At 62.3% G+C, this 17,773-nt stretch carries 11 protein-coding genes and 1 tRNA gene; 5 read left to right on the top strand and 7 right to left on the bottom strand.

The features are described 5' to 3' along the window. The first annotated feature begins 115 nt into the window (after positions 1 to 115). Together P0086_RS23220 and P0086_RS23215 are read left to right on the top strand one after the other, a co-directional pair. The gene (locus P0086_RS23220; RefSeq protein ID WP_275790375.1) at positions 116 to 1,570 is read left to right on the top strand and encodes a TrkH family potassium uptake protein; all 1,455 of its coding nucleotides are present in this window, start codon (positions 116 to 118) and stop codon (positions 1,568 to 1,570) included. Between the two features lie 104 nt (positions 1,571 to 1,674). After that, positions 1,675 to 2,256 (top strand): hypothetical protein, encoded by a 582-nt coding sequence (locus P0086_RS23215; protein ID WP_275790372.1) that lies wholly within the window; start codon positions 1,675 to 1,677, stop codon positions 2,254 to 2,256. A gap of 54 nt (positions 2,257 to 2,310) precedes the next feature. On the opposite strand, the gene P0086_RS23210 is transcribed toward P0086_RS23215, so the two are convergent. Beyond that, positions 2,311 to 2,847 (bottom strand): hypothetical protein, encoded by a 537-nt coding sequence (locus P0086_RS23210; RefSeq protein ID WP_275790370.1) that lies wholly within the window; start codon positions 2,845 to 2,847, stop codon positions 2,311 to 2,313. 276 nt (positions 2,848 to 3,123) lie between these two features. On the opposite strand from P0086_RS23210, the gene P0086_RS23205 reads away from it, so the two are divergent. Beyond that, complete coding sequence (locus P0086_RS23205; RefSeq protein ID WP_112605028.1) at positions 3,124 to 3,768, top strand: glutathione S-transferase family protein; 645 nt, start codon at positions 3,124 to 3,126, stop codon at positions 3,766 to 3,768. Between the two features lie 22 nt (positions 3,769 to 3,790). Here P0086_RS23205 and P0086_RS23200 read toward each other — a convergent pair whose 3' ends face one another. Beyond that, a complete protein-coding gene (locus P0086_RS23200; protein ID WP_275790366.1) occupies positions 3,791 to 4,537 on the bottom strand; it encodes a GNAT family N-acetyltransferase in 747 nt (248 codons plus the stop codon). Between the two features lie 132 nt (positions 4,538 to 4,669). Between P0086_RS23200 and P0086_RS23195 the strand changes: the two genes are divergently transcribed. Then, positions 4,670 to 5,629 (top strand): helix-turn-helix domain-containing protein, encoded by a 960-nt coding sequence (locus P0086_RS23195; RefSeq protein WP_275790362.1) that lies wholly within the window; start codon positions 4,670 to 4,672, stop codon positions 5,627 to 5,629. 276 nt (positions 5,630 to 5,905) lie between these two features. Here the strand turns inward: P0086_RS23195 and P0086_RS23190 are convergent, their stop codons facing one another. From P0086_RS23190 to dnaE, 3 genes are all read right to left on the bottom strand, one after another. Beyond that, entirely contained in the window at positions 5,906 to 10,630 is a 4,725-nt protein-coding gene (locus P0086_RS23190) for a hypothetical protein (protein WP_275790360.1), read from the bottom strand. Positions 10,631 to 10,755: 125 nt separating this feature from the next. After that, positions 10,756 to 10,841: transfer RNA gene (locus tag P0086_RS23185), tRNA-Leu, on the bottom strand. Between the two features lie 250 nt (positions 10,842 to 11,091). Then, positions 11,092 to 14,571: a DNA polymerase III subunit alpha gene (gene dnaE, locus P0086_RS23180; RefSeq protein ID WP_275790422.1), complete on the bottom strand. Its 3,480-nt coding sequence runs from the start codon at positions 14,569 to 14,571 to the stop codon at positions 11,092 to 11,094. Positions 14,572 to 14,975: 404 nt separating this feature from the next. On the opposite strand from dnaE, the gene P0086_RS23175 reads away from it, so the two are divergent. Further along, positions 14,976 to 15,554: a hypothetical protein gene (locus P0086_RS23175; RefSeq protein ID WP_275790358.1), complete on the top strand. Its 579-nt coding sequence runs from the start codon at positions 14,976 to 14,978 to the stop codon at positions 15,552 to 15,554. Positions 15,555 to 15,608: 54 nt separating this feature from the next. Here P0086_RS23175 and P0086_RS23170 read toward each other — a convergent pair whose 3' ends face one another. Then, positions 15,609 to 16,295, bottom strand: a complete 687-nt coding sequence (locus tag P0086_RS23170; RefSeq protein WP_112599011.1) for an ABC transporter ATP-binding protein — start codon at positions 16,293 to 16,295, stop codon at positions 15,609 to 15,611. A gap of 9 nt (positions 16,296 to 16,304) precedes the next feature. Next, a complete protein-coding gene (locus P0086_RS23165; RefSeq protein ID WP_112599013.1) occupies positions 16,305 to 17,612 on the bottom strand; it encodes a lipoprotein-releasing ABC transporter permease subunit in 1,308 nt (435 codons plus the stop codon). Between the last annotated feature and the right edge of the window lie 161 nt (positions 17,613 to 17,773).

Here is a 17,773-nt window from a genome sequence, read left to right as displayed (position 1 = left end):
TGCCGTGTCCTTGAGTTTGAACCTTGCAACCGCTATTGCATATCGAAGCCGTTGAGGCCACCCGCTCCTCGCGCGCGGTTCGTGGCGAAACGCCATAGCCTGAACGAGACGCCTCTTGAACGCCACCATCTACCGGTCCGCAATCAACATCGCTGCGACTTGCGGTCTCTACCTGGCGATTGCCATGCTGGTGCCGGCGCTGATCGATCTCTACTACGGCCACCCGGACTGGAAGGTGTTCGTCCTGTCGGCTGCGATCGTCGGCGGCTTCTCGATGATCACCGCGGCTGCCACCCGCAGCGGACCGCCGCCGTTCAACAAGAAGATGGGCTTTCTGCTCGTCAACCTGCTGTGGGTGGTCTTTTCGGTCGCCGGCGCCGTGCCGCTCTGGGCGTCGTCGATCGGGCTGGACTTCTCGCAGGCCTTCTTCGAATCGGTCTCGGCCGTGACGACGACCGGCTCGACCGTCATCGTCGGGCTCGACAACGCCCCGCCCGGCATCCTGCTGTGGCGCTCGATGCTGCACTGGCTGGGCGGCATCGGCATCGTCGCCCTCGGCCTGTTCGTCATGCCGTATCTGCGTGTCGGCGGCATGTCCTTTTTCAAGATGGAATCGTCGGAGACGAACGAGAAGCCGTTCGCGCGGATCGCCACCTACACGCGCGCCTTCATCGTCGTCTATATCGGCATCACGCTCGTCTGCGCCATCACCTACGACGTGCTCGGGATGAACCGCTTCGACGCGATCAACCATGCCATGTCGACGGTTGCGACCGGCGGCTTCTCCACCCATGACGCCTCGTTCGGCTACTTCAACAGCACGCCGCTGCTGTGGGCCGGCACCTTCTACATGACGGTCTGCAGCCTGCCGTTCTCGATCCTGATCGTGTTGATGGTCCGCGGCCGGCTGGATGCGCTGCGCGATCCGCAGATCTTCGTGTTCCTCGCCTATCTGACGGTGTTCTCGCTTGCGATCGCGATCTACCACCGCATCGTCAACGGCGTGGAGTTCCACGAGGCGATCACCCACGGCTTCTTCACCATGGCCTCGATCCTGTCGACCACCGGCATGGCCAGCCAGGACTACACGCTCTGGGGGCCCTTCGTCGCCACGCTCTGCCTGTTTGCCACCTTCATGGGCGGATGCTCCGGCTCGACCGCCGGCGGCATCAAGGCCTACCGGTTCATCATCATCTTCAGCTCGATCAGGGCCGGGCTGCACAAGCTGATCTATCCGAACAGCATCCAGGCGGTGCGCTACGGCAAGTTCACCGTGGATGCCGACATGCAACGGACGGTGTTCCTGTTCTTCTGCACCTACCTTTTGCTCTGGGTTCTCGGCAGCGTGGCGCTTGCGGCCCTCGGCCACGACGTGCTGACCTCGATCTCCTCGGTGGTCACGGCGCTCTCCAACACCGGCCCCGGCATCGGGCCGATCGTCGGACCGGCCGGGAACTTCTCGTCCTTCAACGATGCCTCGCTCTATATCCTGTCGCTGATGATGCTGCTCGGCCGTCTCGAGGTGCTGACCGTCCTCGTGATCCTCACCCCGCTGTTCTGGAAGAGCTGAGGCGGTCCGAAGCCCGCGCCCTGCGTGCGGCCCGGGCAGTGCTTGACTGCCTGCCGGCATCTGCGCATCCTTCGGCAGCGATCGGAGGGGGACGAATGCCCGCAATGCCATCTCTGCCTGTGTCGATGTTCGCCGCCGTCTTCAGCCTCCTGTCGCTGCCGGCAATGGCCGGCCCGCTGGTCGACGCCGCCACCAAGGCGGAGCAGATGGCGACGTCGGGCAACCCCGTCGGCGCCCATGATGCGATCCGCGAAGCCTACGGCGCGTTTTCCTCGGGCCTGCCGTTCTCGATCGGCAAGGTCACCTTCGTCACCGAGCCGCCGGATGGCTACGGCAGGTACACGCCGCGCCCGAACGCCGTCTACAAGACCGGCGAACCGCTGATATCCTATGTCGAGCCGGTCGGGCTTTCCTGGCGGCCGATCGACGGCGGCAAGGTGGAGGCGCAGTTCACCGTCGACCTGGAACTCCTGAACGACAAGGGCGATACGCTGGCCGAAAACAAGGCCTTCGGCTCCTTCACCTATCGCGGCTTCGTGCGCAACCAGGAGATTTTTGCGAAGCTGACGCTGACGCTCAGCACCGAGGGCCCGCCGCAGGGCGACTACGTCCTCCGCTACCGCTTCCGCGACGCCATCAGCGGCGCCGTCGCCCTGTCCGAGCAGAAATTCTCGATTGCGCCGTGAGCGCCGGGGCAACCGGATGCCCAATGGCGTCTCGATATGCTAGGCAGGACCCGTCTATCCATTCACGGTCCGGCGAGCCCCATGAGAAAGTCCAAGGCAGAAGCAGCTCAAACGCGCAAACGCATCGTCGAGGTCGCCGCCGAGGAATTCCGTCGAAAGGGCATTGCCGGCGCGGGCCTCGTCGATCTCATGGCGACCGCCGGCCTGACAGCCGGCGGTTTCTACCGGCATTTTCAATCCAAGGACGCCCTCGTCGCCGAAGCCCTGCGGGAAGCGTGTCAGACGACCGCCGAACGTCTGTCCGCCGGGGACGGCGAGGCCGATCCGGCTGCGAACCTCGCGCAGGCACTCGGGCTCTATCTGTCCACCCGGCACAGGGACAACGCCGACACCGGCTGCCCGCTCGTGGCGCTCGGAAGCGAGCTGGCCCGCAGCGACCTCGCCGTTCGCCAGGCGGCAACCGAGGGCTTCTTCGCGCTTGGTGGACCTTATGGCCGCCGGCGAACGATCAGAGGCACCAGAGCCGGCGGCGCGGACGAAAGCGATGGTCGCCGTCGCCACCATGATCGGCACGCTGACGATGTCGCGCATCCTGACCGACCCCGATGCCTCGAAAGCCTTGATCGAAGGCGCACGCGCGCAGATCCTGCAGGAATAGCCGCCTGCGGCGAACGGGCACGGCGGCGGACGAGCCTGCCTTCCCCGCGCACTGCGGCCAGCCGGGCGACGCGAATCGCCCACTTCGAGAGCGTCGCCAGACACTGCCTGGCGACGAGAACCGGGAGAATTCCAGCCTGCGCGTGATATCGTCAGTGCATTGATTCGACGAGGATATGATCGACGATATTTGCCTGAGGGAATTGACGCATGGCCGAAACGCAGACCCATTACCACCTCTACGGCGCCCCCGGCTGGGGCAGCGTCCTCGTCGAAGCGGCGCTAGTGCGCGCGAGGTTGCCGTATACGTTCGAGGACGTCACCGGGTTCGACGCGCCGGGCCCGGTGCGGGACCGCCTTGTCGCCCTCAACCCGCTCGCGCAGGTGCCCGTGCTTGTCCTCCCCGATGGCACGGTCATGACGGAGAGCGCGGCCATCCTGCTTCATCTCGCGGAGACGTACCCGGAAGCCGGGCTTGCGCCGCCGGTCGGAGACCCGGCTCGCCCCGTCTTTCTCCGCCGGCTCGTCTGGCTCGTGAGTGCGCTCTACGCGACCTTCACCTATGCCGACTACCCGGAGCGCTGGGCGCCGGGCGCGCCGGAGGAGTTGCGCGAGCGGGTGCTTGCCCGACGCAAGCAACTGTGGCGGCAGTGGGAGGACGAGATCGCCCCCGCGCCGTGGGCGCTCGGTGCGCGCTTCTCGGCACTCGATCTATGGATCTCGGCCATGACGCGCTGGCGGCCGGGACGCGGCTGGCTGGCGGAGAACTGCCCGAAATTGCACGCCATCGCCCTGCGCGTCGACGCCGAGCCCGACCTTCGCGAACTGTGGGCCCGCAACTTCGACGCGGCATAGTTCACGCGTCAGCCCCGCGAACTCACTCCCGTGACGGCTGCAAGGCACGCAGGCTGGTGATGAGGAAGGATTTGCGCACCGTGAAGCCGAGCTTCCGGTACAAGGCGATCGCCTCTTCGTTGTCGGCAAAGACATGCAGGAACGGCGTCAGACCCTGATCCTGGATTGTCCGGGCAAGCTGCATCATGAGAAAGCCGGCATAGCCGCGCCCGCGATGGGCGGGATCGACGCAGACGGCGCTGATCTCCACGAAACGGGCCGGCCGCATCCGTTCGCCGGCCATCGCGACCAGAACGCCGTCCAGGCGAATCCCGATATAGCGGCCGAGCTCGATCGTCCGCGGGCCAAAGGGGCCGGGCCGCGTCCGCGCGGTCAGTTCCATCATCTCCGGCACGTCCTCCTGCCCGAGCGTCAGATAGTCGGGGCCGGTCGGCACGGGCGGGGCCTCCAGCACCATCTGCAGGATCGGCTTCTGCAGCTCGATGGCCAGTCCCGGCGGCGGCACGATGGCGTCCGGCGTATGCAGCACGATCCGGCCATCGGGCGGCACGAGCGCCGCCAGGGCTTCGAACGACGCCGCCGAACGGTCGGCGACCGCGGCGAACGGGGCGACGTCGGGCAGATACCGCATGGCGCGCGGCCCGCCCTGGGCCAGGGCCCTGTTGCCCGTCGTCAGCGCCGTCCAGATCGGGGCATCGAGGGGCGCGTACGCCTCCGCCCGTTGATCGTGTGCGGCCATCGTCATGCTTTCAGTCAGAGCATCGCTCATCGCGTCCTCGCGGGGTTCGTCGGAATGCTGGAGAGGCTCGCTCGTTGCCGGGCGAGCGGTTGGCTGGGATCGTAGATTCCGGAGCCAAACCGGGCTATGGTCGCAAATGACAATGATAGGGGCATTCACGACATGCGTTTGGCCATTCTGGCGCTGGAAGGCGTTTTCGACACCGGCTTGACGGTGCTGATGGACACGTTTTCGACGGCGAACGAGCTTGCGGCTGCGGCAGGCGCAGAACGCGCCCCGTTCGAGGTCAGCGTCATCGGCCTGCAGCCGAAGATCCGCACCGGCCTCGGTCTGGACCTTACCACCGAGCCGGCGGGCAGCCTCGGCAAGCCGGACTGGGTGGTCGTTCCGGCGCTCAATGCCAAACAGCCGCAGCTGTTGCTCGCAGCCCTCGGCAGGGAAGACGTCCGCGAGGCGGTGGCGCAGCTTCGCGGCTGGCACACGCGCGGGTTTCGCATCGCCGGCGCCTGCATCGGAACGTTCCTGCTCGCCGAGGCGGGGGTTCTCGATGGCCGGGAGGCGACCACGACCTGGTCGCTGGCGCCGCTGTTTCGCCAGCGCTATCCGCAGGTCCGGCTCGACGACACACGCATGATCGTCGCCCTGGACGGCGTCGTGACGGCCGGCGCGGCCATGGGGCACCTCGACCTCGCCCTGTGGCTCATGCGCCAGCAGAGCCCGGAGCTCGCGGCGACGGTCGCGCGCTTCCTGCTGATCGACAAGCGACCGTCCCAGGCAAGATACATGATCCCCGACTTCCTGGCCCATGCCGACCCGCTGATCGAGCAGTTCGAGCGATGGGCCCGCGCCCACCTCGCCCACGGATTCTCGCTCCGGAATGCCGCGGACGCCCTTTGCGTGACGCCGCGTACGCTACAGCGCCGCACCGAGGCGGTGCTCGGCAAGTCGCCGCTGGCGTTCTTCCAGGACCTGAGGGTCGAGCGGGCGCAGCATCTGATTTCGATCGGGCTGGATCTCGACCGCATCGCCGGCGAAGTCGGCTATGCCGACACCGCGACGCTGCGCAACCTCCTGCGGCAGCGCCTGGGCCGCGGCGTCAGGGAACTGCGCGCGGAGGCCTGAGGTCCGGCGCCACGCGCGCAAAGCTCTTCTTCAAGACCGCTTGAGAATCGCGGCGAGCCTGATGGATGAGCGATCCCTTGAAATTACCGTCATACAGGCTGAGGCGATCGCATCGGTAGAAAATTAGACAAGCCATCCCGATTGAAAGCAGCGCGAGGCCCATAGGGATTATTGGCGACTACATGCCTGAGGCATTTTCGCGCCGGACTCCGGCAAAGGCGATTCCCTATGCAGGCTTAGCTGGGCAATCGGCAGTCGTCGCGGCCAACGATGAGTTTATCTCTCATGCGCACCAACTATCGCGTCAACTCCATAAAGTTCCATTTTAAGCATGCTATCTATTAGATCTAGGATCTTAGCCCGCAATGGAGGGTCACCTTCTGATACTGCGTATTCTTTTTTTATTATATCTTGCAGTTGATGCAAATCCATTGATCTCCGACCTGCCGCGTTGCCATTTTTGCCGATGTCTTCCATGAGAATCTTAGTGGCGGCGACCACGATATCGTCAACCTTGCATTCAGCGTGTTCAAGTGCATGGAAAAACCCATACGAGCCCGCTTCGAAGGCGGGTGAACGAAGGAAGTCATACGCAAGTTCACGATATCGGTCGAACTGGTCAGGCTTCACGTTTCTGAAAACATCGCCTGCTTGGCTCCTTACCTGCTTATCGTCGTCATTGAAGCTGCGCCGCAAAATTGTTTCGGCTCGGTATCTGAATTCGGCATCCTCGATGGCGTGAGACGCGACATCGGCCATGAGGCGGCGATAGACCACGCCGTCCTTGGCAAGCGCATCTGCCAAAGAACAGAACACTTCAGCTTGAAAGCTCTGCCAGAATACAAGCCATGCGGCGATCGCCCGGGTGTTAGGATCGCCTTGAACGATCATGCGATACAGTAACCGCTGTCCCGCCTCTGGTACAAAGCGCAGGATGTACGGCAGCAACCGGACACCATGATGTGTAACTAGCGGAGCCAACCAATAGCTCTCATCCGGGCTGCCTGCAGAAGCAGATCTTCGTCGAATGACTCTCTCAATGGCGTAGGCGATCCAAACGGAGGCCGCCTTTGCAAACGTCGGAAACCGCCGGGATGGGAAAGCAGCTTTAACCCACGCCGCCTGAAAGTGAGTAGGTTGGTTGAAGGTTTCGGGGTGTCCCGATATACGCTCCAGCAGTCTCGCACAGCGCGCTTTATCTGAATTGTAGAGCGGCAGGGCTGCACGAACCAGGCAGCAACGAACACTGACCAAAGGCTCAACGGTGGCGCGCCTTTCGGCAATAGACCAAGCCGCTTCGACAACTTCTGGTACGTGCCACAGAATGTTTCCCAACGCTTCTGCCGCCGCCCCGCGAGCGCCATTCACGCCACGAACATGCAGACGCCCCTGGCTAATCAGGTCTTCGATTGTTGTGACCTCTCTTTCGGTATTTGACCTGTCAGCGGCATCGGCCTCGTTGGCGTCTCCATTTTCTACATACCAGACAAGGATCTCAAAAATCGCTGGGTCAGCAGCTGCTTCCGGGTTCTTCTCGATCAGACGAGCAATTTCGCTCCCATACGCTCGTTCTTCCCTTGCATGAACCGTCACAATTGCGCGCTTCAAGGCTTCAAGGCTCGCTCCCTCGGACTCCGCTAACCCCCAAAGCAAGTGGTTTATGTAGGCGTGATTAGCCCCTGGGGGTATCTGTTCCAGGAAAGCTGAGAATCTTTGCGGTTGTTCCTTGGCTTGGTGTTGGAGTTCGCTGGCAAGTTGCCTGGCGCCCCCTTCCACAAATGTACGGCCCCGGCGGCGGTGGTCGTCGTTATCGTATTTCAGCATTGCTGAAAGCCAATGTTCGTCGGTCATTCTTTCAGCTTTGTCTCGCTTTATTGGCGATTGAACCCAGTGAGCTTCAAGATGATCGGGCTCCGGCAGCTTGTCCGTGCGAAACTTCCTTCGAAGTTGAGCAAGGGTCTTCCTCGTTAATGGCGATAGAGCTTCGTCTCCGATGCTATCGAGAATGCACCAAAGCTCATGACCCGACCGGCTAAGGTAGTGTGTAGCTCCCGATCGGGTTCGCCACGGCTCTTCCTCGCCGTCAGCTTTGATGCGCTGCAGCAGCTTTGATGCGAAATCAAGCTCAGGCTTGTGACCGGCTATCAAGTTATCAAATTTTGCAATTCCGTCTGCCTGCAGGTGCGGCAGCACGGCTCGCGCCGCAGACGCAAACGACTTCCAATCGGCCCCGTTCCAACCCGCGTCAAAAATATGTCTACAATCGAGAAGTTCGACAAACAGATCTTTTAGGGCATTTCCATTGACGGCGATCGTCTCAAGCCAGATATGAGCGCAGACTTCGTGCTTGTCGGGGTCGATTCTTTTCAACGTCTCGCGCGCCTTATCGGGAGACCCCAACGCACGCTTTGCCAAAGCATCACGAAACATGTTCAGGAAGGCATCGGCTCCGAAATGGTGTCCGGACGCATAGCGCATCATAAATGAGTGATCGTTCGTGCCGTTCGAATTCTTCAACGCGATCAAATCTATAGATCGAGTGAATGCTCCGATCGTTCCGTCAATGAAGACTTCCGGAGCCTTCCTCGCCAACTCGCCAAGCGAATGTGCATCAAGGTCCCGGAACTCATCTCTTTCAAATGGATGCAGCCCCGGGTGAGCCTCGAACCAAGCTTCAAAATACGCCTTCAACACCTTTTCGGCACTGTGAGGATTCTCGCCCGCCCACGTATGAAGCAACAAGTCTCGATTGTTTTGACCTCGCCCTTCGAACATTCCAGGCGGATTTGAACGCGTAATGCGAGCACAGAGGTCAACCAGAGTATCGTCTGGCTTCTGCCGCTTAACAAAGCCGAACCAATTGAGTAATCGCTTTGCTCGTTCGGGATCGCCTCCCCACCATTTGTCAAGGAGACCCGCGACTTCCACTGGTCGCTCAGATGCAATATTAGAAAGCCACCAAAGGACGGTGTCGGCTCGCTCCGTGTTCGCGCCGAGGAGCTGTTTCGGCACCCATCCATCTACTTGTAACCTGTCAAACCAACCAGGTGATGCGAAGAAAGCATATCTAACCAACGCCGGAATTGGCCCCGTCGTCGTATCAACCAAGAGGACGATATCGCGCTCTTCCGGTGCAGGATCGTTCAGAGATCCCAGCCATTGGGCTGCGGCGACCTGAATGTGATAACGGATTTTCGGGTTTCCTACCACGGAGCGGAGTTCACGGAGATACCGGGCATTATCCACCTGCCGCAGATTTTCTAGTATCTGGCGGACTTGTGTCCGCCGAAAGAGATGTTGCTCGGTTTGAAGCAGTAGCGCTTCCAGGGATATATTCCTGCCCGCAAATGTAAGGGCATAGATGTAGTCAAAAAAGCTCTCGTGAAAGAAATTGACGTTACCACGGGACCGAACGAGCAGCCCTTCAGACGGTAAAACGTTTAGGGCTCCGCCAAAGCTAGACAGCACTGTATCCGGCGCGTCTAATCGTTGCCGCTCACTCATCCACTCTGCTAGGCGTGACAGGGGCTCCAGAACGTCCCATGATATCGTTCGATCTGTTCCGAGGGCCTTCCGTTTCTTTTCTAGCAGAAGACGAAACAACTCGTTGCGTGAGCTGAATGTGGGAGCGGAAGGATCGTATGTTTCGAAGAAAAGCGCGAGATTTAGGGGCAGCCGCAAGAGCTCGATCTGCTTAGGAGAAAACTGAGCAATGGCTACTGATTTTGACAATAAAAGTGGCTTTACTGAATTTTCCCAATCCAAAAGCTGAACTTCAATATGCTCGACGCCATGAGCATCTTTAAGAGCCTTCAGTCGATCATCATTTTCGAGGTCAAAAGTACGGCACGAAATAACAATAACAATATTTCCCAAATTCCTTACATCATCGACAAGCTTGAGAACTGCTTGCTTGATTGCGCCGTTTCGCCCCGATATCTCACTAATTGCATCGACTTGATCTACGATGAGTACAGATCTCTGCCCAATCGAGACGCCCCTCAGTGTCGCAACCGGGCTTTCCTCGCGACCAGTGATTGCCTTGCCAAAGGCCTGCGGGCTCCTGCAATCCAAATAGTGGTCGACGCGAAACGCCAGGTGGGTTGTTGCAACTGATGATAACTTTGCAATGAACTCGCGAATGACACCGGACTTGCCAGCGCCGGCAACACCCGTGAGCAAGATGACCGGCGGGCCATTTGGATCGGCGATTCTGTCTGCGAGTTGCTCGGCTTCTGGCCGTATGAGAGTCTCACGCCCCGCGCCAAAGGGAATGTACGTGTCAAGATATGCAGAAGTCTCGGCATGCAATCTTTGTGCAAGCGTCGGATCGAGGGCGTAGTCCTTAAGCTTGAGCTTTCCCTCCTTTTGGATATCTGCTCTGGCACTCTCAGTCGTTATTTCTCGATTAATCCGCTGAATTAAGAACTCTTGGAGAATTTCGAATCCAGCTTGTATTTTACTGTCAAAATAGAAATCACAGTACGTATCGATAATGCTTTCTATAGAGCGTTGGCTCTCTACTCGAAAGCGGCAACGATTTAACCAGTTGAAGGCAGTTTTATCATCAATGCTCCACGAAAGTTTGAGTTCATCTAAATTTGCGCTGGCACCCTTGCCCAAAGATTTGACGAATTCACCTTCATCCTTGGCAATTTCTGCTTTTCCAACAAGATCGGCAATATCTCTCGCGGGATGTTGTGAAACGAAGACACATAGATCGTCCTTTGTGGAGGAAAATCGATGCTTGAACGCTTCGAGAACGCCTTCTCTCTTCAGTGCAGCTAGAGTCCAGTTTCCATTTGGATTAGATATTTTCGTTTGATGCCATTCGGTGATGCCATCACGAACTAATGAAAACTCAAAGCCCTTGAAGGAGGGATCAATCCCCTCAAAGATTAAGGCAGACGACTTGCCGCCAATGACGTCCAGCAACTGCAGAACGAGCCATTTGGCTTCATATCGATTGCCCAATTTGTCCGCGATCCCTCCGGAGAACATGCCAGCCCCGACTCACTAGTTTGATCGTCAATACACTGACCGGCGGGCTGCGGTTCTTCAAGAAGAGCTTGATAGAGAGCGCCCGTCGGCCGTCGTGCCCGGTTTGATCAGGGAGCGCATTGGCGTGGTGGCCGCTGTGGGACTCGAACCCACACGGGCGTTGCCCGAGGCATTTTAAGTGCCTTCCGTCTACCAGTTTCGGCAAGCGGCCATTCAGTTTTCCAGCCCAATAACCCATGCACGAGCCTCATGCGAGCCACGCGCATCGGGCCTATGTCAGGCCTGATATCGCGAAATCGAGACCAAGTACATGATCCGATTGCGCTTTTTCGCGGACACGGCCGGATTTTAAGTCCCTTGCGTCTACCAGTTTCGCCACGTCCGCCTGTCACCGTCGGTAGCCGACGGGGCGGGTGCGATCAAGAGGCTGGCGCGGTTTTGCGCAGATTGCCGGGCGGCAGTCACACCATCTCGACGTCGATGACGCCCGGGGCCGAGCGCAGTGCGGCGGCGATCTCGGGCGAGATGCGGTAGCGCTCGTTCAGTTCCACCTCGATCTCGCGCTCGCCGTTGTCCTTGATGACGATAAAGGAGACGAGGCCGTCGCCCCTGGCGTTCAGGTGGGCGGCGATGGAGCGCAAGGGGCCGCTGTCGCGGATGAAGACGCGCAGCGCCTTCTGCTGCTGCAGCGCCTCCTCCTCCAGCGAGCGCAGCGTCTGGATCCTGAGGCCGATGCCTTCCGGGCGCTCCTCGGCCTGCACCGTCATCACCAGCGACTTTCCGGGCTCCAGAAGGTCGCGGTACTGGTGCAGCATCTCGGAGAACAGCACCGCCTCGAACTGGCCGGAGGCATCGGAGAAGGCGACGATGCCCATCTTGTTGCCGGTGCGGGTCTTGCGCTCCTGCTTGGAGGTGACGGTGCCGGCGAGGCGGCCGGCGGTCGCGCCCTGCTTTACGGCGACGGCGAAATCGGCGAAGTTCTGCACGCGCATCTTGGCGAGCATGGCGTTGTAGGTGTCGAGCGGGTGGGCGGAGAGGTAGAAGCCGAGCACCTGGAATTCGCGGTGCAGCTTCTCGGAGGCGAGCCACGGCGCGTAGGAGGGGAAGGAGATCACCTCCGGCCCGGTCGCCGCCCCTGCCCCGAACATGTCGCTCTGGCCGCTCACCTTGTTCTCCTGGGCGCGCTGGGCATAGCCGAGCAGCCGGTCGAGGCCGGCGATCAGGGCGGCGCGGTCGTGGCCGAAGCAATCGAAGGCGCCGGCGCAGATCAGGCTCTCGAAGGTGCGGCGGTTGACGAGCTTCGGATCGATGCGGAGGCAGAAATCCTCCAGGCTCTCGAACGGCCGGTCGCCGCGCACCTCGACGATATGGTGGACCGCCGCCTCGCCGACGCCCTTGATGGCGGCGAGCGCATAATAGATCTTCTTCTCGCCGGTCTCGAAATGGGCATAGGACGTCTGGATCGAGGGCGGAACGACGGTGATGCCGAGCCGGGCGGCATCCTGGCGGAAGTCGTTCAGCTTGTCGGTGTTGGCCATGTCGTAGGTCATCGACGCGGCGAGGAACTCGACCGGGAAATGCGCCTTCAGATAGGCCGTCTGGTAGGAGACGATCGCGTAGGCCGCCGCGTGGCTCTTGTTGAAGCCGTAGTTGGCGAACTTGGCGAGCAGGTCGAAGATCAGGTCCGACTGCGGCTTGGAGACGCCGTTATTCACCGCGCCCTCGACGAAGCGGGCGCGCTGCTTGTCCATCTCCTCCTTGATCTTCTTGCCCATGGCGCGGCGCAAAAGGTCGGCCTCGCCGAGCGAATAGCCCGACAGCACCTGGGCGATCTGCATCACCTGCTCCTGGTAGACGATGACGCCCTGGGTCTCCTTCAGCAGGTGATCGATCATCGGATGGATCGATTCGATCTCCTCCTCGCCGTGCTTGCGGGCGTTGTAGACGGGGATGTTCTCCATCGGCCCCGGCCGGTAGAGGGCGACGAGGGCGATGATGTCCTCGATGCAGTCCGGCCGCATGCCGATCAGCGCCTTGCGCATGCCGGCGCTTTCCACCTGGAACACGCCCACCGTCTCGCCGCGCGACAGCATCTCGTAGGTCAGCCGGTCGTCGAGCGGCAGGCTCTCGAGCTTCACCTCGATGTTGCGCTTGCGGATGAAGTCGACGGCGGTCTTCAGCACCGTCAGCGTCTTCAGGCCGAGGAAGTCGAACTTCACCAGCCCCGCCTGCTCGACCCATTTCATGTTGAACTGGGTGACCGGCATGTCGGAGCGCGGATCGCGGTACATCGGCACCAGCTGCGACAGCGGCCGGTCGCCGATGACGATGCCGGCGGCATGGGTCGAGGCATGCCGATAGAGGCCCTCGATCTTCTGGGCGATGTCGAGCAGCCGGCCGACGACCGGCTCCTTCTCCGCCTCCTCCTGCAGCTTCGGCTCTTCCTCGATCGCCTTGGAGAGCGGCGTCGGGTTGGCCGGGTTGTTCGGCACCAGCTTGCAGATCTTGTCGACCTGCCCGTAGGGCATCTCCAAGACGCGGCCGACGTCGCGCAAGGCGGCGCGCGCCTGCAGCGATCCGAAGGTGATGATCTGCGCCACCTGCTCGCGGCCGTACTTGCGCTGGACGTAGCGGATCACCTCCTCGCGGCGATCCTGGCAGAAGTCGATGTCGAAGTCCGGCATCGACACGCGCTCGGGATTGAGGAAGCGCTCGAACAGGAGCGAGAAGCGGAGCGGATCGACGTCGGTGATCGTCAGCGCGTAGGCGACGAGCGAGCCCGCGCCCGAGCCGCGCCCCGGCCCGACCGGGATGTTCTGCTGCTTGGCCCACTTGATGAAGTCGGAGACGATCAGGAAGTAGCCCGGAAACTTCATCCGCTCGATGACGCCGAGTTCGAAATCCAGCCGCTCGCGGTAGTCCGCCTCACTGTAGCCCGGCGACAGGCCGAGCGCGGCCAGCCGCCGCTCGAGCCCCTCCACCGCCTGGCGGCGCAGTTCCGCGGCCTCGGCGCGCTCGGCCTCCTCCGCATCGTCGGTGGCACCGGTGAAGCGCGGCAGGATCGGCGCGCGCGTCTTCAGGACGAAGGAGCAGCGCCTGGCGATCTCCACCGTGTTCTCCAGCGCCTCCGGGAGATCGGCGAACAGGGCGGCCATCGCCGCGCGGCTCTTGAGGTAATGATCGGGCGAGAGGCGAAAACGGTTGTCGTCCGACACCATGGCGTTGTGGGCGACCGCCATCAGGGCATCGTGCGCCTCGTAGTCGTCCGGCGTCGGAAAGAACGGCTCGTTGGTCGCCACCAGCGGCAGGTCGTGCCGGTAGGCGAGATCGATCATCCGCCGCTCGTGCTTGCGGTCGTAGCTCCCATGCCGCTGCAGCTCGACATAGAGCCGGTCGCCGAACAGCCGCTTCAATTCCAGGAGCCGCGCCTCGGCGACCGCCGGCTGCCCTGCGGCGAAGGCCATGTCGACCGGGCCGGTGGCGGCACCGGTCAAGGCGATCAGGCCGTCCGTTCCCTCTTCCAGCCACGAGCGCATCAGGTGCACCGAATGGCCGCTGCCCTCGCCGCCGAGATAGGCGCGGCTGATCAGTTCCATCAGGCGGACGTAGCCCGCGTCGGTGGCGACGAGGACGACGATCGACGGCAGCTTCGCCAGCGCCTGCGACGGATTGCGGCGCTCGCCCTCGCCCTCGTCCTCCATGTCGATCGAGAGCTGACATCCGATCAGCGGCTGGATGCCGTCGGCCACCGCCTTCTGCGAGAACTCGAGCGCGGCGAACAGGTTGTTGGTGTCGGTGATGGCGATCGCCGGCTGGCTGTCGCTGACGGCCTTGCCGAGGATCTTCTTGATCGGCAGCGCGCCCTCCAGCAGGGAATAGGCCGAGTGGACGCGCAGATGGACGAACTGGACGCCGCCGCCCGCCGAATGTCCGCCCGTCATGTCCGCACCAGCCTGCGCCATCATTGCCACTCCGTTTCAGGGAGGCAAGGATAAGCGGATTCGCGCAGCGGAAGTCCAGTCAAACATTCGGGACGCGGCCCTTATCCCCGCCCCGCAGGCGGGGGCTGGGGGCGGATGGCCACAGCAACGGCTCGGTTACAGCCCGAGCGCGAGGACGGACAGGCTCGCGACGAACATGGCAATGGAGGTAAAGGCGGCGAGTTCACGCATGAAATCGGTCATTTGACGTCTCCAATCTGTTTATGTTTCCAGTCTGTTCTATTTTTGTTCTTTCGTCAACCCTGCAGATTAGACAGTCCGTTGCAGGCGCGCGGCGCGGCGGACCGCTGGACTGTCCGACCGGCTTTTCCTATGTTCGGCGCTCAGTCAGGGATGTTTGCACGATGAAGACCGCACTGCCGCTCGCCCTTGTCCTTCTTTCTCCGGCGGGCGCGATCGCCGAGACGTTTCCCGCCGACAGGATCACGGCGGCCGCGACCGGCGACTGGGACAGGGATGGCCGGCAGGATCTGGTGCTGATCGTCAGGCCGGCCGAGGGCAGCGACGACGACAACGGCGTCTATATCTACCTCGCCGACGACGGCGAACCGCGGCTGTCGCTGAAGGTCGCGGCTCCGAACAAGATCTGGGGCAGCACCACCGTCTTCGGACAGGAGGCCGGCGTCACGGCGCTCTCGAACGGCTCGATCTCGATCACCTCGCAGAACAGCGCGATCGGACGCGACCGCTGGGAGCAGAGCCTGACGGTCGCCTACCGCAATTCCAGGTTCGTCGTCGCCGGCTACACCTACTCCGCCTACGACACTCTCGACCCGAACCACACCGAAAGCTGCGACCTGAACGTGCTCACCGGCAAGGGAACGGCGAACGGCAAGCCAATCGCGACCAAGGGCGAGCAGGTCAGCCTGGAGGCCTGGAACGACGATATCGGGCAGAAGGCTTGCGGACTGGAGCAGCAATAGGCCCGCCCTCGTCCGCCGGCCCGCGACGCGGCCGGCGCCAACCGCAGCCGCGGCTCAGTGCATTTCGCGGACCTTGCCGTCCTCGATGGTGACGCGGCGGTCCATCAGGGCGGCGATCTCGTGATTGTGGGTGGCGATCAGCGCCGCCAGGCCCGACTGGCGCACCAGCGCCTGCAGCGCCTCGAACACGTAGCCGGCCGTCTCGGGGTCGAGATTGCCGGTCGGCTCGTCGGCGAGAAGCAGGAGCGGCGCATTGGCGACGGCGCGCGCGATCGCGACCCGCTGCTGCTCGCCGCCGGAAAGCTCCGACGGGCGATGGTCGCCGCGATGGCCGATGCGCATGTAGTCGAGCAGCTGCTTCGCCCGCTCGCGGGCCTCGGCCTTGGGAAGCCCGGCGATCAGCTGCGGCATCATGATGTTCTCCAGCGCCGAGAACTCCGGCAGGAGATGGTGGAACTGGTAGACGAAGCCGATCTCGTTGCGGCGGATCGCCGTGCGCTCCTCGTCGCCGAGCGTGGCGCAGGAATGGCCGTTGACAACGACATCGCCGGCATCGGGCCGCTCCAGCAGGCCCGCGACGTGCAGCAGCGTCGACTTTCCGGTGCCGGACGGGGCCACCAGCGCTGCGATCTCACCACTGCGCAGGGTGAAATCCGCCCCCTTCAGGATCGACAGCACCGTCTCGCCCTGGCCGTAGTGGCGATCGACGCCGGTCAACTTCAGTGCCACGCGCGCATTCATCGGGACGTCCTATTCATACCGCAGGGCCTGCACGGGATCGAGCTTGGAGGCGCGCCATGCGGGGAAGATCGTGGCCAGGAAAGACAGCGCCAGCGCCATGACGACGATCGACAGCGTCTCGCCGAGGTTCATGTCGGCCGGCAGCTGGCTGAGGAAATAGAGCTCGGGATCGAACAGCGTCTGCCCGGACAGCCAGGAGAAGAACTGGCGGATCGATTCGACGTTGAGGCAGACGACGACGCCGAGCAGGACGCCGGCGATGGTGCCGACCGTGCCGATCGCCGCCCCGGTCATGAAGAAGATGCGCATGATCGAGCCCGAGGTGGCGCCCATCGTGCGCAGGATGGCGATGTCGCTGCCCTTGTCCTTCACCAGCATGATCAGGCCGGAGATGATGTTCAGCGCCGCGACCAGGACGATCAGCGTCAGGATCATGAACATGACGTTGCGCTCGACCTCGAGGGCGGAGAAGAAGGTGCGGTTCCGCTGGCGCCAGTCGGTGATGTAGACCTGCCGTTCGGCGGCGGCCTCGACCGGCTGGCGCAGCGCGTCGACGGCATCGGGGTTGTCGACGAAGAGCTCGATCGACTGCACCAGGCCCTCGGCGTTGAAATAGAGCTGGGCCTCCTCCAGCGGCATATAGATGATCGAGGCGTCGTATTCCGACATGCCGATCTCGAAGACCGCGGAGACGGTGTAGCTCTTGACGCGCGGATTGACGCCGAGCGGGGTGACGTCGCCCTCCGGCGCCACCAGCGTGATCTGGTCGCCGGCGGAAATGCCGAGCTGCTCGGCCATCCGCGCCCCGATCGCAAGGCCGTTGCCGGCGGCGAAGCCGACCAGGTCGCCGGCGGTGATGTGGTCGGAGACGGTCTTCAGCTTGGTGAAGTCGTCGGCGCGGATGCCGCGCACGAGAGCCCCGGTCCCGGCACCGCCCGCGCCGGAGGCCAGCGTCTGGCCTTCCACCAGCGGGATCGCCAGCTTGACGCCCGGCACCTTGGAGAACCGCTCGGCGAGATCGGCATAGTTGTTGAGCGGCCCGTCGATCGGCTGGACGATCATGTGGCCGTTGATGCCGAGGATGCGCGAGATCAGCTCGGTGCGAAATCCGTTCATCACCGCCATGACGATGATCAGCGTCGCCACGCCCAGCATGATGCCGATGAAGGAGAAGCCGGCGATGACCGAGATGAACGCCTCCTTGCGGCGCGAGCGGAGGTAGCGCCAGGCGACCATGCGCTCGAAACCGGAAAAAGGACGGCTTGCGGGCGCCGCTTTCGCCACGACCACGGTGCCCTCGCCCGTCGCTTCCGCCATGATACCTCCGGTCCTGTGGCCGCCGAAGCCCGCGCCCGCGGACACGATTCGGCAGCATCTCGAATCTGCGCACGATGCTACTGCATAATCGCCGAAACCGGAATCGATTTGCGGGTAAAATTATGCAAGAAAATTAAGGCGTTATACGATGCCGGAACACC

Origin of the sequence: Mycoplana sp. MJR14, from assembly GCF_029210525.1 — a bacterium.
Taxonomy (GTDB): domain Bacteria; phylum Pseudomonadota; class Alphaproteobacteria; order Rhizobiales; family Rhizobiaceae; genus Mycoplana.
The sequence above is the reverse complement of the archived record's forward strand: the minus strand, read 5'-3'. Positions and strand labels throughout refer to the sequence as shown.

Excerpts from the sequence above, each read along its gene's own strand:
- P0086_RS23170 (WP_112599011.1), bottom strand. The coding sequence starts at position 16,295 with ATGAATGCGCGCGTGGCACTGAAGTTGACCGGCGTCGATCGCCACTAC.
- dnaE (WP_275790422.1), bottom strand. The coding sequence starts at position 14,571 with ATGACGGGCGGACATTCGGCGGGCGGCGGCGTCCAGTTCGTCCATCTG.
- P0086_RS23175 (WP_275790358.1), top strand. The coding sequence starts at position 14,976 with ATGAAGACCGCACTGCCGCTCGCCCTTGTCCTTCTTTCTCCGGCGGGC.
- P0086_RS23215 (WP_275790372.1), top strand. The coding sequence starts at position 1,675 with ATGCCATCTCTGCCTGTGTCGATGTTCGCCGCCGTCTTCAGCCTCCTG.
- P0086_RS23165 (WP_112599013.1), bottom strand. The coding sequence starts at position 17,612 with ATGGCGGAAGCGACGGGCGAGGGCACCGTGGTCGTGGCGAAAGCGGCG.
- P0086_RS23200 (WP_275790366.1), bottom strand. The coding sequence starts at position 4,537 with ATGAGCGATGCTCTGACTGAAAGCATGACGATGGCCGCACACGATCAA.
- P0086_RS23205 (WP_112605028.1), top strand. The coding sequence starts at position 3,124 with ATGGCCGAAACGCAGACCCATTACCACCTCTACGGCGCCCCCGGCTGG.
- P0086_RS23190 (WP_275790360.1), bottom strand. The coding sequence starts at position 10,630 with ATGTTCTCCGGAGGGATCGCGGACAAATTGGGCAATCGATATGAAGCC.
- P0086_RS23195 (WP_275790362.1), top strand. The coding sequence starts at position 4,670 with ATGCGTTTGGCCATTCTGGCGCTGGAAGGCGTTTTCGACACCGGCTTG.
- P0086_RS23210 (WP_275790370.1), bottom strand. The coding sequence starts at position 2,847 with ATGCGCGACATCGTCAGCGTGCCGATCATGGTGGCGACGGCGACCATC.